We start from the raw sequence: 26,248 nt of genomic DNA, 5'->3' as shown, positions 1-26,248 counted from the left end.
CGCATGGCAACGAAGGCAGGCAGGTCGCGGACGCCGCCCTGGCCGGTCGTCGTCCTGGTCTGCCTGCTGGTCGGCTGCGTCGGTGCCTGCGGTTCAGGCGGCGCCACCGCGGACCCGGCGGTCACCTTCTCCGCCGGCGTGACGGCCGCTCCGACGGCTCTCGCGGCGCAGGCCGCGGCCCCGAGCCCTCCGCTGGTCTCGTCGTCCACTCAGGTCTCGTCGCCCCCCGCGGCTGACCCGTCCGGCCGGCCGGGTCCCGGCGGGCCGGTGGCCGGAAATCCGGCCACCGGAAACGGAAACGCCGCCGTCGGAAACCTCGCCGTCGGAAATCCCGGCGGGACGGCGGCCGTCCCGGCCGAGGCGGCCGCGGTCGACACCTCGCACCCGACCCGGGTGGTCGGCAACGGAACGCGGGCCAGCTGTACCTCCGACGCGGTGGTGGCCGCCGTCGCCGCCGGAGGAGTCATCACCTTCGCCTGCGGTCCCGCTCCGGTCACCATCACCATGACCGCGACGGCCAAGGTGGTGAACGCGGCCAGCCCACGGGTCGTCCTCGACGGCGGAGGCCTGGTCACCCTGAGCGGCGGCGGTCGGCACCGCATTCTCTACATGAACACGTGCGACCAGGCCCAGGGGTGGACCACCTCGCACTGCGACGACCAGGATCTCCCGAGCCTGACCGTGCAGAACCTGACGTTCGCCGATGGCAATTCGACCGGCGACCACGTGGAGGGCGGCGGCGGTGGGGCGATCTTCGTTCGTGGCGGGCAGTTCAGGATCGTGCGTTCCGCGTTCGTCGACAACCGGTGYGACCAGACGGGCCCCGACCTCGGCGGCGCGGCGGTCCGGGTGCTGGACCAGTTCCAGGACCGCCCGGTCTACGTGGTCGCCAGCACCTTCGTCGGCGGGTCCTGCTCCAACGGCGGCGCGCTGAGCAGCATCGGCGTCTCGTGGACCGTCCTGAACAGCGTGTTTCGCGACAACGAGGCCATCGGGTCCGGCGCGAACCCGGCTCGCGGCGGCACGCCGGGTGGCGGCAGCGGCGGAGCGATCTACACCGACGGCAACCTGTTCCGCGTCCTGATCGCGGGCAGCGTCGTCGAGGGCAACCGCGCGGCCGAGGGCGGCGGAGCGGTTTTCTTCGTCAGCAACGACCGCACCGGAACTCTCACGATCGAGAAGTCGACGCTGCGGAACAACCCAAGTGAGGGTTTCGAGACTCGCGGCTACCGGGGCATCTTCTTCCTCGGCTCGGGCAGCCCGTCGGTCACCGAGTCCACCCTCGGCTGACGCCACGACAGCGCGTCCCGCGCCCGCCGTCGCCATCGGCGGCCCGCCCGCCGTCCATCGCCCGACCCCGCGGTCGCACCGTCGCGTCGCCGACGGAGTTGAGCTGAAGGTGACTTGAGGTTTTAGCGTCATACTGAGATCCGGTGTGAAGCGAGCACGCAGACGCTATCGAGACCGGTACAGACCGAATCGAGGACACAGATGCCGATCACAACCGGGTTCAACCACGTCGCCACAATGACGCCTGACATGGACAGGATCGTGAAGTTCTATGTCGACGCCTTCGGGGCCGAGGTGACGTTTGAGATGGCGGCGCGGGACGACCATCCGCGCATGGTGATCCTCGATCTTGGTGGGGGTGCCGCGCTCAACGTCTTCGAGGCGCCGGCTGACGACATCCTCGGGGACAGGCGCCGCGCGGGCGGCCGGGGCCCGATCGACCATTTCGCCCTGGCGGTCGACTCCCTGGAGACCCTCGAAACCACCCGCGACAGGCTGCGCGAGCTGGGCGCCGACACCGGGGAGATCCAGCGGCTCGGGTCCGAGTGGTCACTGTTCTTCCGCGACCTGGACGGGATGGAGCTGGAGGTCTGCTGCCACGGCGGCTGACTCATCCCGCCGGCCGGAGCTGAGTCCTCTCGACCGGAAACGGCCAGCCGTGGCGGCATTCCAGACCCGACCGCCGGGACTGCTTGTGCCATCCGATTTCGCCATCCGACGCCGACGCCGACGCCGACACCGACGTGCGGCCGTCCCGGGGCGGCGGGGATCCGCCGGCCCGGGACGGCCGTGGCTGTGCGGTACACCTAGCGCTACCAGAGGAACACTGTTAGAAATAGTCCCGTGACGCCGGGTTTACACGTTCATGCGCCTGGGAATGGCGGAGCCACCGTCGGCCACCTGGCCGGTGGATGCACGATCCGGGACGACGTGGCCCGGTTGTCGGTGGCATGGACGGACACCATCCGGCCATGAACGCCTCCGCCCGCGCGTCGCCCCTGGTAATGCGACGTGGGGTGGTGAGCACGGCCCATGAGAATTCGACAATCCCGTCGGCCCCGTGGACCTCGTCGACCTGGCCGGCGTTTCGGCGCCCGTCAGGGCCGGTCTACGGCGGCCGTCGTGGGAGCGCTGGTGCTGGCCGCCGGGGCCGCGCTGGCCGGTTGCGGGGATTCCGGCGACGGGAGCGGCGGTAAAGGCCCGGTTCGGCTGACCTGGTACGTGTACAACGAGTCGTCCGGTTCGTTCGCGAAGGCGGCGGCGGACTGCTCGGCCGCGTCGAACGGCCGGTACACCATCAGCACCAACGTGCTGCCGAACGACTCGGACGGGCAGCGCCAACAGCTGGTGCGGCGGCTCGCCGCCGAGGACTCCTCGATGGACATCCTCACGCTGGACGTGACCTGGACCGCCGAGTTCGCCGAGGCCGGCTGGATCGTGCCGTTCCCGGCCACCGAGGCGGGGCGGCTCACCGACGGGATGCTGCCGGTCGCGGTCCAGACCGGTACCTGGGACAACCAGCTTTACGCCGTGCCCCTGAACACCAACGCCCAGCTCCTCTGGTATCGCAAGGACCTGGTGCCGAACCCGCCGAAGACCTGGGACGAGATGCTGGCGGACGCGAAGCAGCTCGCGGCGGAAGGCAAACCGGACTACGTCGAGGTGCAGGGCGCCCAGTACGAGGGCTACACGGTCCTGTTCAACTCGCTGGTGGCCTCCGCCGGCGGCCAGATCCTCAATGACGACGGCACCAAGGTCGTGCTCGGCGCGCCGGCGGAAAAGGCGGTCGAGGCGATCCGGGCCCTCGCGCACTCGCCGGCCGCCGACCCGTCCTGGTCGAACCAGAAGGAGGACGACAACCGCCTCGCGTTCGAGACCGGGACGGCCGCCTTCCAGCTGAACTACCCGTTCATCTATCCGTCTGCGCGGCAGAACAACCCGAAGCTCGCGGAGCAGATCGGCTGGACGCAGTGGCCCTCGCTCGTCGCCGGTCAGCCCTCGCACACCACGGTGGGCGGCTACAACCTGGCGATCGGCGCCCACAGCCGGCACGGCGCCGAGGCGACCGCGGCCATCGAGTGCATGACCGGGCGGGACAACCAGATCCGCGACGCGGTCGACGGCGGCCTGCCGCCGACGATCGAAGATCTGTACACCGACCAGAAGTTCATCGATGGTGGCTACCCGTTCGCGGCGGCTATCTACCAGGCGCTGAAGAACGCCAGCGTCCGGCCGCAGACGCCGGCCTACCAGAGTGTGTCGCTGCAGATCGCGCACACCTTGTCACCACCGTCGGCCGCGAGCCTCGGCCGGCTCGGCGACCTGCGCGGCGCGATCTCCGACGCCATCGAGTCGAAGGGACTGGTGCCGTGACTGTGAGCGGAGCGGAAGCGACCACGAACGTGACAGAGGCACCGGGCGACCCGGCACCGGCGAAACCGCGGAAGGCGCCGCTCTCGGCGGGGGCGCGGGCGGAGCGGCGGCTCGGCTGGGCGCTGTGCGCACCTGCGGTCATCGTCATTCTCGCGGTGACGGCCTACCCGATCGGCTACGCGATCTACCTGTCGCTGCGGCGCTATGACCTGCGGTTCCCGGACGACTCGAAGTTCGTGGGGCTGGCGAACTACTGGACCGTGCTCTCGTCGTCGCTGTGGTGGCAGGCGCTCGCGGTGACCGTCATCATCACGGTCATCTCGGTGGCCATCCAGTTCGTGCTCGGCCTGGCGCTCGCGCTGACCATGCACCGGGCGCTCGTCGGTCGCGGGCTGATCCGCACGGTGATCCTCATCCCGTACKGGATCGTGACCGTCGTCGCCGCGTTCGGCTGGCGGTACGCGTGGACGCCGGACACCGGCTACCTCTCCGGCCTTTTCGGCGACGCCACCCCACTGAGCTCGCAGGTCTGGGGCATYGCGGTGATCATCCTGGCCGAGGTGTGGAAGACGACGCCGTTCATGGCGCTGCTGCTGCTCGCCGGCCTGGCGCTGGTCCCGGAGGAGCTGCTGCGGGCGGCGAAGATGGACGGAGCCAGCGCCTGGCAGCGGCTGACCCGGATAATGCTGCCGCTGATGAAGCCGGCGATTCTCGTCGCGCTGCTGTTCCGGGTGCTGGACGCGTTCCGCATCTTCGACAGCATCTATGTGCTGACCGGCGGGTCCTATGACACCCGGTCGGTCTCGATCCTCGGCTACGACAACCTGTTCACGGCGCTGAACCTGGGCGTCGGGTCGTCCTTGTCGGTGCTCATCTTCCTCGTCGTGGCGCTCCTCGCATTCGTTTTCGTCAAGGGGTTCGGCGCAGCCGCGCCCGGTGGGGAGGACCGTCGCTGATGGCCACCATTGCCTCTGCTCCCGCCGGGGCCGGCGGTACCGCCGGCACCTCCGGCGCCGCCGTGCGCGGCCGCCGGCCGTCCGGGCAGCGCTCAGCGCTCGTCGGCTGGTCGGCCGCGAACCTCGTCATCATCGGGGTATCGCTGGTGCCGCTGCTGTGGCTGCTGTCGTTGTCCTTCAAGACGCCCGCCAGTATCACCGACGGCAGCTTCGTCCCGCATCACTGGACCCTGGAGAACTACCGGGGGATCTTCCGTGAGTCGCTGTTCACCCGGGCGCTGCTGAACAGCCTCGGAATCGCGATCATCTCCACCGTGCTCGCGGTGGTGCTCGGGTCGATGGCCGCCTACGCGATCGCCCGGCTCGACTTCCCGGGCAAGCGGCTGCTCGTCGGGCTGGCCCTGCTGATCGCCATGTTCCCGCAGATCTCCCTGGTCAGCCCGCTGTTCAACCTCTGGCGCCAGATCGGCATCTTCGACACCTGGATCGGGCTCATCATCCCGTACCTGACGTTCTCGCTGCCGCTGGCCATCTACACGTTGTCGGCGTTCTTCCGGGAGATCCCGTGGGACCTGGAGAAGGCCGCTCAGGTCGACGGCGCCACCCCGCTGCAGGCATTCCTGCGGGTCATCGCCCCGCTGGCCGCGCCGGGCATGGTGACCACCGCGATCCTGGTGTTCATCTTCTGCTGGAACGACTTCCTGTTCGCCATCTCGCTGACGTCGACGGAGCGGTCGCGGACGGTCCCCGCCGCCATCGCGTTCTTCACCGGGGCGTCGCAGTTCGCCCAGCCGATCGGCTCGATCGCGGCGGCGGCGGTCGTCATCACCATCCCGATCATCATCTTCGTGCTGCTGTTCCAACGTCGGATCGTCGCCGGGCTGACGTCCGGCGCGGTGAAGGGGTAGGCCCGGCCATGGCGGACATCGTTCTCGACCACGTCACCAAGCGGTACCCGGACGGCCAGCTCGCGGTGGACGACGCGAGCCTCTCCATCGCCGACGGCGAGTTCGTCATCCTGGTCGGCCCGTCCGGCTGCGGGAAGTCGACCACCCTGAACATGATCGCCGGCCTGGAGGACATCACCTCCGGCGAGCTGCGGATCGGTGGCAAGGTGGTCAACGACCTGGCGCCCAAGGACCGCGACATCGCCATGGTGTTCCAGAGCTACGCGTTGTACCCGCACATGTCGGTGCGCAAGAACATGGGCTTCGCGCTGGCGCTGGCGAAGAGGCCGAAGGAGGAGATCGACCGGAAGGTCGAGGAGGCGGCCCGGGTGCTCGACCTCACCGAGCACCTTGACCGCAAGCCGGCGCAGCTTTCCGGCGGGCAGCGGCAGCGGGTCGCGATGGGCCGGGCGATCGTCCGCTCCCCGAAGGCGTTCCTGATGGACGAGCCGCTGTCCAACCTGGACGCCAAGCTGCGGGTGCAGATGCGCACCGAGGTGTCCCGGCTCCAGAACCAGCTCGGCACCACGACGGTGTACGTCACCCACGACCAGACCGAGGCGATGACGCTCGGCGACCGGGTGGCGGTGCTGCGGTCCGGGCGGATCCAGCAGGTCGGCACGCCGACCGAGCTCTACGGCCGGCCGGCGACGGTCTTCGTGGCAGGTTTCATCGGCTCGCCGGCGATGAACTTCGTGCCGGCGACCGTCGAGGAGGGCGAGCTGCGCACCCCGTTCGGGAACATCGCCCCGGACGACCGGCAGCGGCGGCTGCTGGAAGCCTGGAACGGCGGCGCCGCCGGCGATCGGTCGCTGATCGTCGGAGCGCGGCCCGAGCACTTCGAGGACGCCGCGCTGGAGCAGGTGACCGACCGCCCGGGGCTGCGGTTCACGGCCACGGTGGACGTGCTGGAACGGCTCGGCTCGGACAGCTTCGCCTACTTCACGGTGACCGGCGGACGGGCCCGGATCGCCGACCTCGAGGAGCTGGCCCACGACGCCGGCACCGTCGACCTCTCCAGCGGGGCGGAACAGATCGTCGCCCGGCTCGACGCGGCCAGCCGGGTCCACGAGGGCCAGCAGGCCGAGCTCTGGCTGGACACCCACCAGCTGCACCTGTTCGATCCCGACACTGGCCGCAACCTGGACACTCCGGCCACGGACTAACGATTCACCGGCGCCTCTCTTTCCCGCGGACCCCCACAAGCKGGGACAAGTCTCCCGGCGACGTCACCGTCGCGAACAGGAATTCACCGATCGGATGGCCAGCCCGCTATAAACAGGGCGACCGCGCGATCACGGGAGACTGTATGGCCCACGGCGAAAATCACGGAGACAGGCCGGAACGGGGCGTTTTGGATGCTTCGACCGCGCGCCGGGCGCTGGTGACGGTCGCCGGAGGGCGGCTGCACGACCAGGTCCCGGCGCGGGGAAGCACTCGATGATTCGGCTCACCGAGCGGGCGTGCGCCGCGCTGCGCGACGGCGAGGTGATCGTGTTCGACTGGGCCGCGCTCGGGCTGTGCTGTGGCTGCACCGGTCAGCCATGGCTGCGCACGGCGCCACGGGCCGTCGCGCTCAAATATCGCGGCTTTCGTTCACTCGATGCGGATCCGGTCGGAAGTTCCATGGCTCACCCGCTCGCCTATCCGTGGCTGCTGGGCAGGGATGTCGCGGTTGATTGCCGGTTCCGTCTCGGATTTCGGCGCTTCAGCTGCGATCTACCCCAGGACATCGGGCTCACGGAGCTGTTCGGCCGGGCTGCCGCGGGCTCGGTCTCCGCGGGCTCGGTCTCCGCGGGTCCGGTGCCCGCGGGCTCGGTCTCCGCGGGTCCGGTGCCCGCGGGCTCGGTCTCCGCGGGTCCGGTCCGCGAGGGCTCGGTCATCGGGGGCGATGCATGACCGCCCACCTCGGCACGGCCGACGCTGGCCGCGCCTCCGGCGGCGGTGCGGCCCGTCGGCTCCGGTCGATCATCATCTGGACCGCGGTGTCGGTGACCGGTGCGATCGGCTGGGCCGTGCTCGCGCTTTCCCGGGACGAGTCTGTCTCCGCGGCCTGGATACTGGTAGCGGGCCTCGGATCGTTCGCGATCGCTTTCCGGTTCTACGCGCGGTTCCTGGCGAACAGGGTGCTGCGCGTCGACGACAGCCGGGCGACGCCGGCCGAGCGCCTCGACAACGGCGTCGACTACCAGCCGACCGACCGGCGAGTCCTGTTCGGTCACCACTTCGCCGCCATCGCCGGGGCCGGGCCTCTCGTTGGTCCGGTGCTCGCGGCACAGATGGGCTACCTGCCCGGCACGATCTGGATCGTCGTCGGCGTGATCTTCGCCGGCGCGGTGCAGGACATGGTCACGCTGTTCTTCTCGATGCGGCGGGATGGCAAGAGTCTTGGCCAGATGGCCCGCGATGAGATCGGCCCGGTGGGCGGGACGGCGGCGCTGCTCGCGGTCTTCACCATTATGATCATTCTGCTGGCGGTGCTCGCTCTCGTCGTGGTGAGCGCTCTCGCGCACTCCCCGTGGGGCACGTTCTCGATCGCGATGACGATCCCGATCGCGCTGTTCATGGGCGTCTACGTGCGGCTGGTGCGGCCCGGGCGGGTGGGCGAAGCCACCGCCCTCGGCGTCGCGGCACTGTTCGCGGCCATCGTCGGCGGCCGGTGGGTCCAGGAGTCCGGGCTCGCCTCCGCCTTCACGCTCAGCCCGAAGACACTGGTCGCCTGCCTGGTCGGCTATGGCTTGGTCGCCTCGGTACTGCCGGTGTGGCTGCTGCTCGCGCCGCGCGACTACCTCTCCACATTCATGAAGATCGGCACCATCGGCCTGCTCGCCGTGGGGGTTCTCGTCGAGCTCCCGGCGCTCCAGGCGGACGCGATCAGCCCCTTCGCGACCAGGGGCAACGGACCGGTCTTCGCCGGCAGCCTGTTTCCGTTCCTCTTCATCACCATCGCCTGCGGTGCTCTGTCCGGATTCCACTCGCTCGTCGCGTCCGGAACCACACCGAAGATGCTCCAGAAGGAGTCGCAGGTCCGGCTGGTCGGCTACGGGGCGATGCTGACCGAGTCCTTCGTCGCGCTGATGGCGCTGATCGCCGCGGCGGTACTCAGCCCGGGCCTCTACTACGCCATGAATGCGCCCGCCGGGGTCGTCGGGACGACGGCGGCATCGGCCTCGACCGCGGTCGCCCACCTTGGATTCACCGTCACGCCGGACGCGCTCGACTCCGCGGCCCGGGCGGTGGGCGAATCGACGCTGGTTGCCCGGACCGGAGGGGCGCCAACGCTCGCCGTCGGCATGTCCCACCTCCTCTCCGGCGCCTTCGGCAACGGGCTTGCCGCGTTCTGGTATCACTTCGCGATCATGTTCGAGGCGCTGTTCATCCTGACGACGGTGGACGCCGGCACCCGGGTCGGCCGATTCATGCTGCAGGACACGCTCGGGAACGTCTGGAAACCGATCGGACGGGTGAGCTGGTGGCCCGGGGTCTGGCTGAGCAGCGCCCTGGTGGTCGGTGCGTGGGGCTACTTCCTCTGGGCTGGGGTGACCGACCCGCTCGGTGGCATCAACCAGCTTTTCCCGCTGTTCGGCCTGGCCAACCAGCTGCTCGCGGCGATCGCGTTGACGGTGGCCACCACCCTGCTCATCAAGAGCGGGCGGGCGCGATGGGCCTGGGTGACCGGCATTCCGCTCGCCTGGGATGTCGCGGTCACGTTCACCGCGAGCTGGCAGAAGGTCTTCTCGGACGATCCCAGGCTCGGCTTCTTCGCCCAGCGCGACCGCTACGCCGCCGCCCTCGACGACGGYAGGATTCTGGGGCCCGCCAAGACCGTCGACGACATGCACAGGATCGTGCAGAACTCGACGGTGGACGGGATCCTGGCGATGACGTTCGCCCTGCTGGTCCTCGTCGTACTCGTCGACGCGACCCGGGTCTGCGTGCGGGTGGCGCGCGGCCGCGTGCCGGTACCCACCACCGAGGCGGAGCATGTGGCCTCGCGGATCGTCGTGCCCGCGGGACGGTTCGCGGGCGAGACCGCGAACCAGCCGCTCGCGCACGCGGACGACATTTCTGTTTGACGTGCACCGCCGTTCGACGTGCGGCGTCGCGCTGCGGAACCCCGGCCCAAACCGGACAGGGGAGAAGGCGGAACAATGCGGCGGGAGGGCGGTCGAAGCGGTCCGTGGCCACCAGCGATGGACACGTGTCGGCCACGACGCAGCTGGCGCCGACGACAGGTCCGGCTCGTCCTCGGCCGAGAGCGCGGCTGGAAGAACATGCATCACGGATGCTCGTCCTGCCAAGGATGCGGCCACCAGGGCTTCCGTCAGGACAGCGGTCCGCTGGTCTTTTCACCTGGAATCTTCCGGTCGGTGACGCGTCGTTCCCACACCCTGTGGTACCTGACGGCGTGGGAGTCTGTCGTCGTACTCATTCGTCGTCCCTACCGGGGAAGGGATGCACAACGACCGCCGAACCAGACGAAGATCCCGCACCCCAAATCCAGACGATCAACGACCTGGCAAAACCCTATGGAAGGTGGACGAGTGTCTTGCCGGTATTAGCGCCGCGCATCATGGACAGGAAGGCTTCGACGGTTTTATCGATGCCCTCGACGATGGTCTCTTCGGTGCGCAGCGAGCCGTCTTGCAACCAGTCGGTGGCCTGTTGGATGTAGTCGGTGGCGATGTTGTAGTGGTCGCCGACGTTCATGCCGCGCAGGGTGATGCGTTTGCCGATGGCGAGCGGCAGGTTGCTCGGGCCGGGTGGGGGTTCGGTGCTGTTGTAGATGGAGATCGCACCGCACAGGGCGATGCGCCCGTGCAGGTTCATCGCGCCGAGCGCGGCTTGGAGGTGGTCGCCGCCGACGTTGTCGAAGTAGACGTCGATGCCTTCGGGTGCGGCCTTGGTGAGCTGGCCGGGTAGGTCGCCTGCCCGGTAGTCGAGCCCGATGTCGTAGCCGAAGTCCTCGACGAGGCGCCGGGCCTTGCCGGGGCCGCCGGCCGAGCCGATGACCTTGGCGGCGCCAAGGCGCTTGGCGATCTGGCCCGCGACTGACCCGACCGCACCCGCGGCGGCGGAGACGAAGACGACGTCGCCTCGTCGGACCGGGGCGATGTGGGTGAGGCCGGCGTAGGCGGTGAGCCCGGTCATACCGAGCGCGCCGAGGTAGGCCTGGGCGGGGGCGAGGCGGGTATCGAGCACCTCGACGGCGGCGGGGAGCAGGGCGTACTCGCGCCAGCCCAGGAAGTGCAACACGGTTGACCCGACCGGCACGTTGTCGGCTCCGGAGGCGACAACGGTCCCGACCGCATGACCGGTCATTGCCTCGCCGAGCTCGAACTGTGGGATGTAGGACTCACCTTCGTCCATGCGCCCGCGCATGTACGGGTCGACGGACAGCCAGTCGTTGCGGACGAGGATGTGACCCGGTCCGGGGTCGGCGACCGTGGTGGTGACGGACACGAAGTCGGTCGGTTTGGGTTCGCCGATCGGGCGGGCGGCGAGTTGCCAGGCACGGCTGGAAACCGGCATGGGAGACCTCCTGGGTCGCACGGGGAGAAAGACTGCATGGGCGAAAGGGAGAGGGCGGTGCGGGTTCAGGGGGAGCCCAGGAGGAACATCGGCAGCTCCCGGTCGGTGCGGGCGCGGTATTCGGGGAAATGCGGCCAGGCCGTGTCGGCCGTCTTCCACAGTTCCGTCTTCGCGGCGCCGGATACCTCGCGCGCGTGCATGGTGCGGGTGATGGCACCGTCGCGCACCTCGACGAGCGGGTGCGCGAGCAGGTTGTAGTACCAGACGGGATGGGTGGGCGCGCCGCCGTAGGAGGCGACCACGAGGTAGCCGCCGTCGTGCTCGATCCTGATCAGCGGCGTCTTGCGGAGCTTCCCAGTGGTCGCGCCCCGGTGGGTCAGGATGATGACCGGCCGGTCCTCCAGCATGCCGCCCTCACGCCCGTCGGTCGCCTCGTAGAGCTCGACCTGGTCACGGATCCGCCGGAACGGGCTGGGCTCGTACGCACCCGACAAGGTCATGATCGTCTCGGTTTCTAAACGGTCACGCCGAGCAGGGTGCCGCCGGTCGCGTCGATGGTCTGACCGGTGATCCACCGTGCGTCGGGGGAGGCGAGGAAGGCCACGACGTCGGCGATGTCGACCGGCTCACCGATCCGGTGGAAGGCCGACAGGGCGGCCGTGCGCTCCCTTAGCTGCGGGTCGGCGAGCCAGGGCGCGAGGTCGGTGTCGACGACGCCCGGCGCGACCGCGTTCACGGTGATGCCGCGCGGCCCGAGCTCCTGGGCGAGGGTGTGGGTCAGGACGTTGAGGGCTGCCTTGGTCATCGAGTAGGCGATGGTCATCGGGACGGCGATCCGGGCCGCCGCGGAGGTGATGTTGATGATCCGGCCACCGTCACGGAGCCGGTGCAGGCCATGTTTGAGGATGAACAACGGTGCCTTGGCGTTGACCGCGAACATCTCGTCGAAGTCCTTCTCGGCGGCGTCGCCGATGGCGGCGTAGGCGACGATCCCGGCGTTGTTGACGACGATGTCCAGGCCTGGCGTGTCGGTGAACTCGGCCAGGCCCCGGTCGAACGACTCCCAGAGCGCCGTGGCGTCGCCGGCCTCCCCGAACCTTGCCCGGATCAGGAACGCTCTGCCGCCGCCGCTCTTGATCGTGGCTACCGTCTGCGTGGCCGCTGCCTCGTCGCTCCCGTAGTGGACGGCGACCAGCGCGCCCTCCCGGGCCAGCCGTTCGGCGATGGCCTTGCCGATACCCCTGCTGCCACCGGTGACCAGCGCGGTCTTGCCTGCCAGCGTCCTCATGCCCACATCCTTCTAAAGCGGTCGCTACAGAATTCGGACTGTAGCAGATTCTCTAGCGTTCGGTATAGAATGAGGATGTGGTAGCAGTCCGACGGGGACGACCCAGGGAGTTCGACCGAGCCGCGGCTCTTGATCACGCCCTGGTGTTGTTCTGGGAGCGCGGCTATGAGGCGACCTCCATCGCCGATCTCACGGCGGCAATGGGTGTCGGCGCCCCGAGCCTGTACGCGGCCTTCGGCAGTAAGCGCGAGCTGTTCGACGAGGTCGTGCAGGTCTACGGCCAGACCTACCACGCCTTCATCGCAAGGGCGCTGATCGAGGAGCCGACCCTCAAGGCCGGACTGGACCGCATGTTGCGCGAGGCCGCGGGGGCCTACACCCGTCCCGACCTGCCGCGCGGCTGCCTAGTGATCAGCGCCGCTGTCAACTGCAACGCACCCGAGGTCGAACAGGCCCTGCGCGCCCTGCGCACCACCGACCTCGACGCGCTCGAACGCCTCGTCAACGTCGCGATTGACGCCGGGGAACTGCCCGCCGGCACCGACGCCCGCGCGTTGGCGGTGTACACCAGCGTGGTCATGCAAGGCATGGCCCAACAGGCCCGTGACGGCGCCGATCGCGGCGAACTGGAAGCAGTGGCCGCCCTGGCGATGCGGGCATGGCCCTGGACGGCGCCCTGAACAAGAGTCGGCGGCAACCACCACCAAGCCCGCGAACAGCTGAACCGACCACCCTCGTACGGTGGTACGGTGCTGCATTTTGCGCGCATCGCGCCTGCTGGAGCGAACCTGCTCGCTAGTCCGGTGTGACCATCGGGACTGTCCGGCAAAGGTGAGCGTGAGCATGGGCGTGACGCAGCTGGGCCACCGCCACTCTGGCCACGAGTAGTCGTCAGCCTGTCCCCCACCCGGCCCGGATGTACGACTACTACCTGGGCGGCAAGGACAACTATCCGGCGGACCGCGAGGCGGCTGAGAAGCCGTTGGCCGTGCTGCCCAACGCGCGGATCGTGGCGGCGGAGGGTCGGGCGTTCATGCACCGCACCACCCGCTACCTGGCCCGTGAGGCCGGCATCCGTCAGTTTCTCGACATCGGCACCGGCATCCCGACCTCGCCGAACCTGCACGAGGTCGCGCAGGCGATCGCCCCGGACGCCCGGGTGCTCTACGTGGACAACGACCCGAGCGTGCTCACGCACGCCCGGGCGTTGCTCACCGGCACCTCGATCGGCCGCACCGCCTACCTGGACGCCGACCTGCGGCAACCGGAGAAGATCCTCGGCTCGGCCGAGCTGGCCGACACGTTGGACCTCTCGAAGCCGGTCGCCCTGTCCCTGATCGGGATCTTCCACTTCATCCCGGACACCGACGACCCCTACGGGCTGATCCGCGCCTACCTCGACGCCCTGCCGTCGGGGAGTTACCTGACGTTGAGCCAGTTCACCGCCGACCTGGCACCGGAGGAGGCCGCCCGTGCGGCCGAGGTCTACCACCGCAGCGGCCTGCCCGCCGTCGCTCGCTCCCGGGAGCAGATCGCGCGGTTCTTCGACGGCCTGGAACCCGTTGATCCCGGTGTCGCGCTCATTCACCGCTGGCGCCCGGACGAGGCTGGCACCGCGGACGAGCCGACCGACGCACAGGTCAGCGCCTACGGCGCCCTCGCGCGCAAACCGTGATCCGGCCGGTCCCGGTTGCGCGGGCTACGCGCCGAGCTGGGTAGGCCGTCGGTAGCCGCGCGAGCCGTTCAGGGGCCGGACGGCGACCGGCCGCGAATGCCGAGATCGCCCTCGGCGGCCTTTCCGCCGCCGTCCCTCCGGCTCCGGCCGCCGTCGGCCTTGCCCGCCGCGGCCTTCCCCGCGGCGCTGGCTTTGCCGGTGGAGGCGGCTTTCCCCGCGGCGTTGGCATTCCCCGCGCCGCCGGCCGTCCCGGCCGTGCTGGTCGCCCCGCCGCCGGCCGGCTTACCGCCGGTCCCGGGGCCGTCGTCGTGTTTGAGGACGGTGCCGTAGCCGCCGTCGTGGTAGACGAGCGGCTCCGCCGTGGGATCGACCCGGCTTTCGAGGATCTCCGCGACCACCAGCCAGTGGTCGCCCGTGGCGGAGCGATCCCGAATTCGGCAGCGCAGCCAGGTGGTCGCGTCGAGCAGCAGCGGTTCGCCGGTGTCGAGCCGACGCCAGCGGGTGGGCGCGGCGAACCGATCGGCGCCCGGCAGGGCGAAGCGCGCGGCGAGGTCCTGCTGGTCCCGGGAGAGCAGGTGAACGATGAGCGTCTCGGCGGCGCGCAGCGTCGGCGCGATCGACGACCGGACCGACAACGCCAGCGCGAGCAACGGGGGGCGCTCGGACAGGGAGGCCACCGAGGTCGCGGTGAAGCCCACCGGACCGCGCTGCCCGGACATCGTCACGATCGTGACGCCCGCCGCGTGCCGCCGGAAGGCAAGGCGCATCGCCTCGGCGCCGGCGTCGTCGCGGCTGTCGCCCGGGGTCCGGGACGCCGCCCGGGGCGATGACGGCGACGGTATGCGATTCGGCATGTTCGCACCTGCTCCGTTCGTGCTCGTCCACCGTATCCACGCGCGTCGGTGCGGGCACCCGCCCGGCCGGTGCCACGGCCTGGAGTGGCGTGGCGTGTCGTCGACAAGGCAAGTCGACAAGGCAAGCGGTGTCCAGGTGAGCGGCCCCTCGAACACTACTGACACACATGCCGATGTTCGATGCCGTGCCACCATGTCCGCCGCGCCCGCCACCGGGCCGGTCAGGCCAGGAGGGTGAGTCCGCGCAGGACGGCGTCGAGCGTCACCAGGAGCAGGAACTTCGCGACCTGTCAGAGCGGCTCCGGCATGCCGGAGCCGTGCAGGTGCGTGACGACGAGGTCGCTGACGTCGAGCTGGGTCTCGCGGTCGCTGCCGTGGCTGACCGCGGCCGTACCTGGGCCTAGGGCTGGCGGGGCCGCGCCCGGCGACGACGGGGATCCGTGGATCGGCGTGGATCGGGCGAGCGGCGAGGATCCGACGAGCGGCGGGGACCCGCGGAGCTACGGGGATCCGCGGAACGACGGGGATCGGCGGAGCGATTGCTCGCGACGGCGGGCGCGTCGAGGCCGGTCGTCTCGAAGTCGGTTGGTTCGACATCGTCCGGCCCGAAGTCGGGGGCCCGGAAGAGGTCAGTCGTCAGCTGTGCTGACTCGCGCCGTGGCGGGGCTGGTGCTGGTTCGAGCGCGGAGAAGAGGGGGGTCTCGGTCGTGTCGATGGGGGCTGTCTCGCTTTCAGGACGTGGCGGCCGAGCGGAACGATCAGGTAGCACGCCAACCGGACCGCGGACGAAACCGTCCGCGGCCTAGGCGCACCAAGCGTCCTCGGAGACCGAAGATCGAAGTTGCTCGGCGTCAGAGATGGGACATCTTGCTGAACGGGCTCAGGATGCGAATCTGCTCGGATCCGAAATCGACGAGTACGGCGATCTCCTCCTCGACTCGGGTCACCCGGCCGAGACCGTACGTGTCGTGGACGACCCGGTCTCCTAGAGCGAACCGTTCGCACCGTGGAGTAACCGGCGCCTTGAAGGGGCTGGTGGGCAAGTGGCGCTTGGGTGCCGCGGGCCTTGTCATTGGTTCCAGTATGCGCCTGCCGAGCCTGTCAGGTGGTTCGTAACGACCGGATGATGGGCGCCGACCCACAATCGATCATGCCGTGGCCGTCAGTAGGGCCACAATCTCGCCTCGCGTCGCCCGAGCCGGCGACGCCCTGGTCGGGCTCGGACCACTGGTCTGCGCCCGACCGGGGCGTGGGATGGCGGCTCCATGGGGGAGGCGCCGCGGGGCGGTTGGGTGCTCAGCGGCTGCTGAGGACCTTGTCGAAGAAGTCCCGGTAGCCGCGCAGCGCCCGGCGCAGGTCCTCGGTGGACGGCTCGCCGTGCGTGTGCCACGCGTCCCGCAGTCCCGAGTGCTCGCGGTTGATCCGCTCGGTCAGCGACCGCACGGCGTCGTCGACGAGTCGGTCGGCCTTCTCGACGGCCTCCCGCGGATTGTCGACGAACTCCAGCAGCACCTGCCGCCAGTCTCCGGCCTGCCGCTCACTGCCGGCATCCGCACCAGCGGTGGCGTCGGTGGCGGGGGCGGCATCGGTGTCGGCGGCGGCTGCCGCGGCGGCTGCCTCGGCGTCGATGGGACCGGTGCCCGCGGCGGCGGCCTCGGCGTCGAACGCGCTCGCGTCGTCGAACGCCCGGGGACCCTGGGGATCGGCGGCGACGGGCTCATCGGCGAACGGGCCGGCGGTGCCGTCGCGAGTATCGGAGACCGAAGCCGGCGGGGTCGGCACGTCTGTCCCTGTAGGCGTCACAGTCGGGGTCACGGTCTCGTGTGCCGCGGTGGGTTCGGCGACCACGGGCTCGTCGACGAGGTCGTCGTCGGTGAAATCGGGATCGGTGACGTCCCGGTCGGTGACGCCCCGGTCCGTGACGTCCCGGTCGGTGACGCCCCGGTCCGTGACGTCTCCGTCGGTGACGTCTCGGGTGTCGGTGTCATCGCGGGTGTCGAGGTCCGAGGCGTGCGGGGTCGGTGCGCTGGTCCCGGCCGGAGCCACGACCTGGTGCGCCGCGGTGGCATCCGTGGGTTCGGAGTCGTTCGTGGACGCCACTTCATCAGTGGATGGTCGTCGGTCGAACAGGTTCATCTCGCGTCCTCCTCGGGGACCACGCCGGCCGGGGTGTTGCCGGCCGGTTCCTTGCGGTTGGCGGGGCTGCGGGGTTGGCGGGACTGCGGGGTGGCGAACCTCGCCGCTCAAGACGGGACGCGCGGGGGCTCGGGGCCCAGGTCGGGCGGGATCTCGGTGGCTGGTGGTCAGGCGCGGGAGCGGTCCGGCCCGGACAAGGCCGGGGACGGGTCCCTACCCGGGGTCTTCGCTCCCCGCGAGCCGTCCTCCACGAGCCACTCGAACAGCTCCCGGTAGTGGATGAAGGCCGACCGCAGCTTCTCGGTGCCCTGGCCGTCGACCTGGCTGGACGCTCCGGCGTGGGCCTGCCGGTAGGAGCTGACGACCTCGGGCCGATCGGCCGAGATCAGCTCAGCGCGCCCGTCGAAGTCCGCCTCCGGGTAGCCACGGGTACGCATCACGTCCGCGATGAGCAGGTCCGCCTGCTGGGTGGCCTCGGCCGGCTCGTCCACGAACTGGGCCTGCAGCCCGTCCCAGCGGGCCACATAGCTGGCGCGCTCGTCGGCGTCGAGGGGGCGGATGTCGAGTTCGTCGCGGCGGCGGGCGATCTCCGCGAGCCTGCGCTTGGCCTCCTGCTGGTCACCGCTCTGTTCGACCGCCCGGTCGTATTCCGGGCCGAATCTGCGGCGCAGCGCGCGGGTCGAACCGCCGTGTTGGCCCGCGCCCCGGACGAATATGACCAGGACCACGACCAGCGCGATCACGCAGATCGCCAGAATGATCCACCCCAATGCCGACATGCCGCAACCTCCGTAAGATCGGGCTGTCTGCCCGTTACGTTCCGCCTGCTACGACCGCTCCGGTACCCGCGATCTTGGGCGGTAAACGCCGGAGCCCGGCGGCCGCACGGCGATGGTCGTTCGCCCGATACCGCCCGTCCGGTGCCGCGTGGCCGCCGGAAGCGCCTCGGGGCGTGTCCGCGACGAGTGGGGGCGCGCCGGTCTCCAAGGCGCCGGCGGCAACCGGGTCAGGTTCGACTGGCCCGCGTCGGACAGCTCGCCACCCACGTCGGTCAGGCACGCCTGAGTCCGTCAGCCGAGACCCAGGACTGATGACGACACTGATGACGAGAAGAATCAACGGACGGAAAATTTAGTCATTCTCTTAGTCGTCCGACTGTTAGTCGTCCACTAGTCGTCCACGCGGCTCTCATTCACGTGTCCGGATAGTCATCGATCGCCACGCGCTCCCCGTCGGGAAATCAGCCGCCGGCGGGGAGCCGAATCGGCGGAGCCCACGGGTGCGGCCAGGTCCTCGACGTCGCCGCCGGGGAGCCTCGAGACGACCAGCGGTGAACCGTCGTCAGGATGGCCGGGCCAGGACAGGACGCTCGCCGCGGCCGGCTCGGACTGGTCGAAGGCGATCTGTCCGTCTCGGTAGAGAAGGGCCATGTCGAACATCACGGCGAAAAGGCCGCGCCCGAGCAGGAAGGCAAGGTCGCTGACCGTCCGCCGGCCGTTCACCCGCGCCAGGATCTCCACCCGGCCCTCGTCGATCGGTGGGATCGCCGGGAGGGTTCGCGGATGGGCCCGCGCGTGCAGGCCCTGCTCGCGCCACCCGGCCGCGACCGCGAGCCGGCGCCGGGTCTCCCGGACCACGCGGCCGACGTCCATCCCTGGCACCAGCGGTATGAGCGGGTCCGCGACGTCCGGATCGGGCACGCACGCGAAGACGTCCGCGAGCGCCAGCGCGAACAGGGCGTCCATCGCGGCCGTCTGGGTCACGACCTGCACGGACGTGTCGCCGAGCAGGCCGCGCCTGACCAGCTCGGTGCGCAGCCTGCCCGCCGGCGCGGCCTCGACCAGGGCCTCGGCCCAGTCCTCGTGAGATACCCGCCCCGACCGCAGCAGCAGGGATTCGACCCCCGGGGTGACCGGGGTGTCGGCGGCGACCAGCAGGCCGGAACTCAGGACTACCGTTCCCCCGCCCCGCGCGCCCTCGGTCCGCAGCGTCCCCGAGAAACGTTCCTCGCCGAGCCGTGACAATACGTCTAGAAGAACATAACCATCCGCCGCGGTGTCCGCGCCCATCGCGTTCCACCCCCTCATCCCAGTGACAGCGAACAGGGGGAAGGATATGGTGCGTTGCGACCAAGTGCTACCAGTCCAGCCAACGAGCGCGCAAACGATGGCAGACCGGTTCACGAAAAAAACAACCCACGCACAATGACAAACTGGCCGTTGAATCGGGGAGGGCTGTATGGACATCGATACCGCGTTGAAGGAAGCTATGGCGCTCGACGGTGCGATCGGAGCCGCGCTGGTCGACTACGAGAGCGGAATGATGCTGGGCTCGGCCGGCGGCGGCCGCGCGCTCAACCTCGAGATCGCCGCCGCCGGCAACACCGATGTGGTTCGCGCCAAGGCGAGGACGCTGGAGGCACTTGGCATCCGGGAGGGGATCGAGGACATCCTCATCACCCTGGACCGGCAGTACCACGTCATCCGCCTGCTTACCCGCGGCGGCAGCAGGCTGTTCCTGTACCTCGCCCTGGACCGCGCGCGGGCCAACCTCGCCATGGCCCGCCACGGCCTCCGGACGATCGAACGTGAACTAAGCATGTGACGTCGCGGCGACCCACCGGATTTTGGGACCGCCTGCACGTCCGCTCGCGGCCCTCGCCGCTGTGATTCCGTGATTCCGTGATTCCGTGCGCCCGGTCCGTCGAACTGACTGTGCCGCGGCGGTGCTGGAACGCGTCGACCGCCCTTCCGTGGCGGCCGACGACGTGAGGGTCGCCAGGGTGAGTACGGCACCTGTGATCACATTCGGACGTCACCGGCGTCGAGCCCTCGGCGCCCGGTGACATCCGGCCTGGTCATCGCGTAACACGGCTCGACGATCGCGGTGCTCTCCTTCGGTCTCCATCTCCCATCCCTCGGTCTCGAAGCGTGCCCGGCGGCCGTCCGGCCGCCGGGTAGCGGGGCCCCGACGGCCGCGACGGTGACGACACTCGTCGTGGCGGTGGCGAGCAGGGTGTGGATCAGCCCGCGGCGCGCCCCGAGGCGAGGCGTGACCACCCGGGTCTGGACTTTTCTGCCAAGCGCTTGATAGAAACCGTGCTCCACGGGTGGTCCACCCGTCGCGGGGACTGATGCGGGAGGCAGCAAGTGGTCGGATCGTCGTCGCGGGCCGCTTCCGATGAGGCTGCCGATCGGTGGGCCGGGTGCCCACCCGATCTTGAGACCAGGTCGACGGCCTTACGCCGAATCCGCGTGTGTGATCTCAGCGGGCAGCTTGCCGGCGCCGGGGCAACCAGGATTCTCGCCGCGTTCGGCGCTCAGGTGATCCGCGTCGAGGATCCGACGACGAGCGGCGGCTGGGACATCGTCCGCGGGGCCCCGCCCTTCCACGACGGACGCCGCGGCATCGAGTTCGGCGGCAGCTTCAACAACCACAACGCCGAGAAGCTGGGAGTCACGATCAACCTGCGCACTGAGCGCGGGCGTGACCTGCTCGCCCGGCTGATCGCGATCTCGGACGTCGTCACCGAGAACTTCGCCGGTGGGGTGTTCGCCCGGCTCGGCTTCCCGTATGAACGGCTTCAGGAGATCAAGCCCGACATCGTCTACGTCTCGCACAGCGGGTTCGGCGCCGCTGGTCCCTACCGCGACTTCCGTACCTGGGGGCCGATCGTCCAGGCGGTAAGCGGCCTTACCTTCACCGCGGGTCTGGCGGGACAGCCGCCGGCCGGCTGGGGCTTCTCCTACATGGACCACATGGGCGCCTACGCCATGGCGATCGCGATTCTCGCGGCGCTGTGGCACCGCGACCGGACCGGCGAGGGGCAGTGGGTCGACCTGGCCGGTGTCGAGGTCGGCCTGAGCCTCACCGGCCCCGAGATCCTCGACCACCACCTCAACGGGCGCTCCCCGCGGCAGCCGGGCTCGGTCGACTCCAACCGCGGCCGCGCGCCGGCGATGGCACCGCACGGGATCTACCCGGCGCGGGGCGAGGACCGTTGGGTAGCGGTGGCCTGCCGCGACGACCACGACTGGCGGCGGCTCGCGGACGAGATCGACCAGCCGTGGGCCACGAGCACGGAGCTGGCGACACTCGCCGCCCGGCTCGCCGACCAGGATGCGCTGGATGCCCTGCTGGCCGCGTGGACCGCCGGGTTCGACAACCATGAGCTCGCGGCCCGTCTCGTCGCCGCCGGGGTCCCGGCCAGCCCCGTCCGTACGCCGGCCGAACGGATCGACGGGGTTGCGGCGACGCCCGGCTGGGACCTTTGGCCGACGGTCGTGCATCCCGACATCGGGCCGGCACGGGTCGAAGGGCTACCGGTGCACCTGTCGGAGACCGACTGGTCGCTGCGTCGCGGCGCTCCCCGGCTCGGCCAGCACAACCGCTTCGTCCTGGGCGATCTGCTCGAGGTCGGCGAGACCGAGCTGGAGGAGCTGACGGCCGAGGGCACGATATGAGCGGCCCGACGACAGGCCCGACGACTGGCCCGCTGCACGGGCTGCGCGTCCTGGAGATCGCCGGGGAGTTCTCCGCCTACCCAGGCAAGCTGCTCGCCGACCTGGGCGCGAACGTCATCGTGGTCGAACCGCCCGGCGGCTCGGTGACCCGCTCATGGGGTCCGTTCGCCGGCGACCAGCCGGCGCCCGGGACGAGCCTGCACTGGCGGCACTACAACACCTCGAAAAGAGGCGTCCTTCTCGACCCGCGCGACGACGCGGACCGCGAGCCCTTCCAGCGGCTGCTCACCGACTGCGACGTGCTCCTGGAAGGGCTGCCGGCGCGGGACCTCGCCGCGTTCGGCCTCGACCCGGCGACGCTCGCGGACGCGTACCCATCGCTCGTCTGGGTCTCGGTCACGCCGTTCGGGCGGCGCGGGTCGCCACCCGAGACCCCGACCACCGATCTCACGTTGCTGGCCGGCGGAGGCCCGGTACACAGCTGCGGCTATGACGACCACACACTGCCGCCGGTGCGCGGCGCCGGGGGGCAGAGCGCACACGTCGCGGGATCCTTCGCGGTCGCGGCCGCGCTCACCGCACTGCTGCACCGCGACATGTCCGGGCACGGGCAACACGTCGACGTCAGCGTCGACGCGGCCCTCAACGTCTCCAGCGAACTGGCCACCGTCCAGTACCTCGCCGATGGCGGCATCGTCCGGCGACTGACCGGTCGGCACGCGATGGTCGAGCCGACCGCCCCGACGCAGGTTCAGGCGGCCGACGGACACCATGTCGTCCTCGGCTTCCCGCCGCGGGCGGCGGAGGACTACGCCTCGATCGCCGAGTGGATCGACCTCGTCGGGCTGCGCGACGAGTTCCCGGACGTGGTCCTGCTGGAGCTCGCGGTGGAGCGCGGCGGCGTCGCCGTCGTCGAGCTCGCGACGGACCCACTGGCGATGGAGATCTGGAACGCGTCGCGCGACGCGATGATGCTGCTCGCCGAGCGGCTGCCGGGATATGACTTCTTCCTGGGCTGCCAACAGCGCGGGCTCGTCGCGGGATTCGTGGCGTCTCCGGAAGAGGCGATCGCCGACCCACACCTTGTCGCCCGCGGATTCGCCACCGAAGTGACCGATCCCTACACCGGCCGGACTGAGACCCATCCCGGGACGCCCTACCGCTTCAGTCGCACCCCCTGGCGGATCTCCCGGCCGGCTCCCCTGCTCGGGGAACACACCGAAAGCGTCCTGAAGACCGGTTGGTCCGAGGGCTGAGCTCATCCCCGACGAATTCACGGGTCTGTGCACGACGAAGAGATGGGACCGTTCATGAAAAACATCGGGATCTGGCCTGCGCGCACGGGACGCCGACGAGTCGGGTGGCGCCCGAGTGGAATGAAGTTAGCCGCCGCGACCGGCGTGGCCGCGAGCCTGTTCCTGCTGGCCGCCTGCGGCGGCGGTGACAACGGTGACAACGGCGATAGCGGCGACGGCGGCACGGCGACGGCCGGCGCCGCGAGCTCCGCCGACGTGCTCGGGCCGTCCGCCCCGGCGAAGGGCGCTCCGGTCCGGATCGGCATGATCTCGGACGGCAAGGGCCCCGTCTCGGACCTGTCCTACGAGCCGCGCGTCGCCGACGCCACCATCAAGTGGCTCAACGAGCACCGTTCCGGAATCGCCGGCCGGCCGATCGAGCTGGTGAAATGCGAAGCCCTGGCGGATCCGGGCAAGGGCACCGACTGCGCCAACCAGATGGTCGAGCAGAACGTCGTGGCCGTCGTCGTCGGCTCGTCGTCGGTCGGGGAGAGCATCTGGGCGCCGCTGCACGCGGCGAAGATCCCGTTGATGTTCGCGAACACGTCCGCCTCTGTGGTCCTGAACGACGGCGAGACGTCGTTCAACCTGACCGACCCGTACTTCGGTCAGATCAACCTGCCGGCCCAGGTGGCGAAGGACAAGGGTCTCAAGAAGGTCACCGCCGTGGTGATCGACGTGCCCGTCGTGGCGGACTTCTACAAGTCGTTCGCGCCGGCGAGGTTCCAGAAGCTGGGTATCGACCTCGACGTCGTCTCCGTCCCGCCGGGCACGGCCGACATGACACCGCAGCTGCGGAACATCGCCTCCGGTGAGCCGAGCGTCGTGTCGATCATCGGCGGTGACGCCTTCTGTATCAGTGCGCTGAACGGCCTGCGCGCGGTCGGGTTCACCGGCTCGGTCGTGGCCGTGGGACTGTGCATCACCGACGCGACGCGCAAGGCGGTGCCCGGGTCCTCGCTCAAGGGCATCTCCGTCTCCGCGTCCGCGCCCATCGGCACGGACAGCCCATCGACCCGCCTCCTGGGTGCCGTGGTCAAGACCTACGGCCATGACATCGACGTCAACCGGTCCGGCACGATGAGCATGTTCACCGTGGTCGCCGCCCTGGGGTCCGCGCTGGAGGGGCTCACCGGTGACGTCACGCCCGCGTCGGTGGCCGCCGCCATCAAGGGGATGCCGGAGAAGGAGCTGCCGGGCGCCGGAGGCCTGCGTTTTCGCTGCAACGGCAAGGCGGTTCCCGACCAGCCCGGGGGGTGCGTCCGAGGTGGGCTGATCGCGACCCTGAACGACAAGGGCCAGCCGACCGACTACAGGCCGTTCGGGGTTTCCTCGATCGGGAACTGAGCCGGTAGCCGGCCGAGGGCTGGGCCGGTCACCGTTTCGGCGGCGTCCGGCCCGGCCGCTCGTCGCGCCGGACGGAGCCCGGCCACCGGGAACGGGCGACCCTACACCGCCGAGCTCGCCGTCACCGCGCCGACGCCGCCTCGGGCCTCTGACCATGGGACGCGGCCTGCCGCTCTGGCGCCCCCGGAGGGTCCGCGGCGGGGACGTTGCCGGCCAACACGCTCGTGACGACGTCGACCAGCATCATCAGCAGCCGGCCGTGCGTCGTCGCGACCTGGGAATTCACCCATTCGACGACGCCGCTGTTTCCCGTGCCGGACAGGATCAGCACGAACGCGCAGGCCACCCGATAGACGCGTTCCGCTTCGCCGAGACCTGGTGTGAGCGGGGTGAGCAGTGCCACGACGGCCTCGCTCTGCGGCGTGGACCGTGAGTTCACGAGATGCCGGAACTCGGGATCGTTCATCAGGGCGGCCAGGAAGGGGTGGTAGTACCGACCGGTCTCGTGTTCGGCCATCTCGGTCGCCGCGACCACCATGGCATGGGCGATGTCGCGAATGGTGACGTCCCGGTCCGGGACGTTCACGGTGAACAGGCGCTCGATTTCGACACGGAGCTCCTCGGTGCGCGCGTCGACGATCGCGAGCACCAGAGCCGCCTTGGAACCGAAATGATAGTGGATGGCGTCCCGGCTGATGCCGGCTTCGGCGGTGATCTGCCGGGTGGAGGTGCGGGCGATTCCCTGCACCGCGAAAAGCCGTTCCGCGGTTCGGAGAAGGAGCTGCCGCGTATGGATGCCACGCACATCCTTACGCACATCCTTACGCACGTCCGGACGAGCGGGAATCCCCGACATAAAACGTCAGTATACCGGAACGTCCGCGTGCTCCGGCGCGCGGATCTCCCGGTGGAGTCCTCACGGCCCGCCCCGCCGCCCGCCCGGCAGGCCTACCGCAGAGCCGTGGCGATTCGGCGCCACTGCGCCCGGGGGAAGGCCTTCTGGTCGGCGGTGAGGACCTGAAGGGTGACGTGGTCGGCGCCGGCGGCGCGGTGCTCGTCGACCCTGCGCATGATCGCCTCCTCGTCCCCCCAGGCGATCATGGCGTCGAAGACGCGGTCGCTGACCGAGGTCACCTCGTCGGCGGAGAAACCGAGCCGCAGCAGGCTGTTGGCGTAGTTCGGCAGGCTCAGGTAGCCCCGCAGCCACGCGCCGCCGATCGCGTGCGCCTCGTCGGCGTCGGCGCACAGGATGACGGTCTGCTCGGGCAGCACGAGCGCCTGGGAGCCCAGGGCCTCCCGGACGCGGCTGGTGTGTTCGGGAGTGACGAGGTAGGGGTGCGCGCCGCGGGCCCGGCTTCCCGCGAGAGCGACCATCTTCGGGCCCAGCGCGGCCAGGACCCGCTGGTCGACGGGCACCGGCGGGTCCTCGGCGTCGAGGCCGTCTAGGAACTCGCTCATCGCCGTCAACGGCCGCTGGTAGCGCCCGGGCTCCGCCATGTCCACCGCGATCGCGTGGCTCACCCCGATGCCCAGGAGGAAGCGGTCGCCGTGCACGGCGGACAGCGAGGCGTGCGCCTTCGCGGCGTCGGCCGGGGCGTGGTTCCACAGGCTCAGGACGCCGGTCGCCACGACTGTCCGTTGGGTGGCGGCCAGCAGGCGGTCGACGGCCGCGAACAGCGCCCCGCCCATGTCCGGGATCCAGAGTGCGGTGAAGCCCAGCTCCTCCAGCTCGGCGGCCGCCTCGCTGGCCTCGCCCGGATCGCCGTAGTGCAGTTCCTGGCTCCACACCCCGACACCCGACAGCTCCATGCCGCTCCTCCGCACTGTTCCGCCGCCGGCCGGCAGCACTCCTTGGCATGAAACGTGCACCGTGGGCGGTCGAAACGCCAGTGTTGTCTGGAATCTCCGTTCGCGGGGCCGCGCTCGGCCGGACGACGGTCGGCCTGGGGATGGATCGCGTTCGCAATCTCGACATTGACCTCGAAGTTGTGATCGGGCTATGGTCCGCGCGTGCCGCCGCCGGCCGCGACCGCGCCGAAGCGACCGATCCGGCAATTGTGGAGCCAATCGCCAGCCTGTGGTGACGTGATGG

General features: G+C 70.0%; 24 protein-coding genes. 15 read left to right on the top strand and 9 right to left on the bottom strand.

Translation table 11 applies throughout. The features are described 5' to 3' along the window. The first annotated feature begins 3 nt into the window (after nt 1-3). The 8 genes from BCD49_RS26525 to BCD49_RS26490 all read left to right on the top strand — a co-directional run bounded on the left by BCD49_RS26525 (nt 4) and on the right by BCD49_RS26490 (nt 9,642). Complete coding sequence (locus BCD49_RS26525) at nt 4-1,290, top strand: hypothetical protein (protein WP_007507932.1); 1,287 nt, start codon at nt 4-6, stop codon at nt 1,288-1,290. 201 nt (nt 1,291-1,491) lie between these two features. Further along, nucleotides 1,492-1,899 (top strand): VOC family protein, encoded by a 408-nt coding sequence (locus BCD49_RS26520; RefSeq protein ID WP_007507934.1) that lies wholly within the window; start codon nt 1,492-1,494, stop codon nt 1,897-1,899. 513 nt (nt 1,900-2,412) lie between these two features. After that, nucleotides 2,413-3,663, top strand: coding sequence for an ABC transporter substrate-binding protein (locus BCD49_RS26515; protein WP_027141147.1), 1,251 nt, complete (start codon nt 2,413-2,415; stop codon nt 3,661-3,663). A gap of 29 nt (nt 3,664-3,692) precedes the next feature. Continuing rightward, nucleotides 3,693-4,619, top strand: a complete 927-nt coding sequence (locus BCD49_RS26510; protein WP_071042038.1) for a carbohydrate ABC transporter permease — start codon at nt 3,693-3,695, stop codon at nt 4,617-4,619. Beyond that, on the top strand, nt 4,619-5,527 hold the full coding sequence (locus BCD49_RS26505) for a carbohydrate ABC transporter permease (protein ID WP_007507940.1): 909 nt from the start codon (nt 4,619-4,621) through the stop codon (nt 5,525-5,527). The genes BCD49_RS26510 and BCD49_RS26505 overlap by 1 nt, the downstream gene beginning before the upstream one ends. 8 nt (nt 5,528-5,535) lie before the next feature. Then, entirely contained in the window at nt 5,536-6,732 is a 1,197-nt protein-coding gene (locus tag BCD49_RS26500) for an ABC transporter ATP-binding protein (protein WP_007507942.1), read from the top strand. A gap of 274 nt (nt 6,733-7,006) precedes the next feature. Next, nucleotides 7,007-7,465: a hypothetical protein gene (locus tag BCD49_RS26495; protein ID WP_007507944.1), complete on the top strand. Its 459-nt coding sequence runs from the start codon at nt 7,007-7,009 to the stop codon at nt 7,463-7,465. Beyond that, nucleotides 7,462-9,642: a carbon starvation CstA family protein gene (locus BCD49_RS26490; protein ID WP_007507946.1), complete on the top strand. Its 2,181-nt coding sequence runs from the start codon at nt 7,462-7,464 to the stop codon at nt 9,640-9,642. Before BCD49_RS26495 ends, BCD49_RS26490 begins: the two co-directional genes overlap by 4 nt. 451 nt (nt 9,643-10,093) lie before the next feature. Here BCD49_RS26490 and BCD49_RS26485 read toward each other — a convergent pair whose 3' ends face one another. From BCD49_RS26485 to BCD49_RS26475, 3 genes are all read right to left on the bottom strand, one after another. Then, nucleotides 10,094-11,098, bottom strand: a complete 1,005-nt coding sequence (locus BCD49_RS26485; protein WP_007507948.1) for an NADP-dependent oxidoreductase — start codon at nt 11,096-11,098, stop codon at nt 10,094-10,096. A 65-nt stretch (nt 11,099-11,163) separates the two neighbouring features. Next, a complete protein-coding gene (locus tag BCD49_RS26480) occupies nt 11,164-11,598 on the bottom strand; it encodes a nitroreductase family deazaflavin-dependent oxidoreductase (protein WP_007507951.1) in 435 nt (144 codons plus the stop codon). Nucleotides 11,599-11,612: 14 nt separating this feature from the next. Further along, nucleotides 11,613-12,386 carry an SDR family oxidoreductase gene (locus BCD49_RS26475; protein ID WP_007507953.1) on the bottom strand — a complete coding sequence of 258 codons (774 nt, stop codon included), beginning with the start codon at nt 12,384-12,386 and terminating at the stop codon, nt 11,613-11,615. Between the two features lie 77 nt (nt 12,387-12,463). Here BCD49_RS26475 and BCD49_RS26470 point away from each other — a divergent pair, with 77 nt between their 5' ends. Further along, a complete protein-coding gene (locus tag BCD49_RS26470; RefSeq protein WP_269799841.1) occupies nt 12,464-13,066 on the top strand; it encodes a TetR/AcrR family transcriptional regulator in 603 nt (200 codons plus the stop codon). Nucleotides 13,067-13,260: 194 nt separating this feature from the next. Further along, nucleotides 13,261-14,061, top strand: a complete 801-nt coding sequence (locus tag BCD49_RS26465) for an SAM-dependent methyltransferase (protein ID WP_035925474.1) — start codon at nt 13,261-13,263, stop codon at nt 14,059-14,061. Between the two features lie 68 nt (nt 14,062-14,129). Here BCD49_RS26465 and BCD49_RS26460 read toward each other — a convergent pair whose 3' ends face one another. From BCD49_RS26460 to BCD49_RS26435, 4 genes are all read right to left on the bottom strand, one after another. After that, complete coding sequence (locus BCD49_RS26460) at nt 14,130-14,915, bottom strand: flavin reductase family protein (RefSeq protein ID WP_007507959.1); 786 nt, start codon at nt 14,913-14,915, stop codon at nt 14,130-14,132. Nucleotides 14,916-16,211: 1,296 nt separating this feature from the next. Continuing rightward, nucleotides 16,212-17,051 (bottom strand): hypothetical protein, encoded by an 840-nt coding sequence (locus tag BCD49_RS44290; protein WP_007507963.1) that lies wholly within the window; start codon nt 17,049-17,051, stop codon nt 16,212-16,214. Between the two features lie 167 nt (nt 17,052-17,218). Continuing rightward, on the bottom strand, nt 17,219-17,830 hold the full coding sequence (locus BCD49_RS26440; RefSeq protein ID WP_007507964.1) for a hypothetical protein: 612 nt from the start codon (nt 17,828-17,830) through the stop codon (nt 17,219-17,221). Between the two features lie 429 nt (nt 17,831-18,259). Then, complete coding sequence (locus BCD49_RS26435; protein WP_007507966.1) at nt 18,260-19,120, bottom strand: hypothetical protein; 861 nt, start codon at nt 19,118-19,120, stop codon at nt 18,260-18,262. Between the two features lie 169 nt (nt 19,121-19,289). On the opposite strand from BCD49_RS26435, the gene BCD49_RS26430 reads away from it, so the two are divergent. The 4 genes from BCD49_RS26430 (at nt 19,290) to BCD49_RS26410 (ending at nt 24,156) form a co-directional block, all read left to right on the top strand. Next, nucleotides 19,290-19,655 carry a hypothetical protein gene (locus BCD49_RS26430; RefSeq protein ID WP_007507968.1) on the top strand — a complete coding sequence of 122 codons (366 nt, stop codon included), beginning with the start codon at nt 19,290-19,292 and terminating at the stop codon, nt 19,653-19,655. A gap of 650 nt (nt 19,656-20,305) precedes the next feature. Then, nucleotides 20,306-21,514 carry a CaiB/BaiF CoA transferase family protein gene (locus BCD49_RS26420; RefSeq protein ID WP_232794223.1) on the top strand — a complete coding sequence of 403 codons (1,209 nt, stop codon included), beginning with the start codon at nt 20,306-20,308 and terminating at the stop codon, nt 21,512-21,514. Beyond that, the gene (locus tag BCD49_RS26415; RefSeq protein WP_007507974.1) at nt 21,511-22,770 is read left to right on the top strand and encodes a CaiB/BaiF CoA transferase family protein; all 1,260 of its coding nucleotides are present in this window, start codon (nt 21,511-21,513) and stop codon (nt 22,768-22,770) included. Before BCD49_RS26420 ends, BCD49_RS26415 begins: the two co-directional genes overlap by 4 nt. Nucleotides 22,771-22,890: 120 nt before the next feature. Then, entirely contained in the window at nt 22,891-24,156 is a 1,266-nt protein-coding gene (locus BCD49_RS26410; protein ID WP_007507976.1) for an ABC transporter substrate-binding protein, read from the top strand. Nucleotides 24,157-24,277: 121 nt separating this feature from the next. On the opposite strand, the gene BCD49_RS26405 is transcribed toward BCD49_RS26410, so the two are convergent. Together BCD49_RS26405 and BCD49_RS26400 are read right to left on the bottom strand one after the other, a co-directional pair. Beyond that, on the bottom strand, nt 24,278-25,012 hold the full coding sequence (locus BCD49_RS26405) for a TetR/AcrR family transcriptional regulator (protein WP_083401711.1): 735 nt from the start codon (nt 25,010-25,012) through the stop codon (nt 24,278-24,280). A gap of 92 nt (nt 25,013-25,104) precedes the next feature. Beyond that, nucleotides 25,105-25,965, bottom strand: a complete 861-nt coding sequence (locus BCD49_RS26400; RefSeq protein ID WP_007507982.1) for a TIGR03620 family F420-dependent LLM class oxidoreductase — start codon at nt 25,963-25,965, stop codon at nt 25,105-25,107. Nucleotides 25,966-26,012: 47 nt separating this feature from the next. Between BCD49_RS26400 and BCD49_RS26395 the strand changes: the two genes are divergently transcribed. After that, entirely contained in the window at nt 26,013-26,240 is a 228-nt protein-coding gene (locus tag BCD49_RS26395) for a hypothetical protein (RefSeq protein ID WP_131803572.1), read from the top strand. Nucleotides 26,241-26,248 lie beyond the last annotated feature (8 nt).

The organism is Pseudofrankia sp. EUN1h (assembly GCF_001854645.1).
In the GTDB taxonomy this organism is placed as follows: domain Bacteria; phylum Actinomycetota; class Actinomycetes; order Frankiales; family Frankiaceae; genus Pseudofrankia; species Pseudofrankia saprophytica.
The sequence above is the reverse complement of the archived record's forward strand: the minus strand, read 5'-3'. Positions and strand labels throughout refer to the sequence as shown.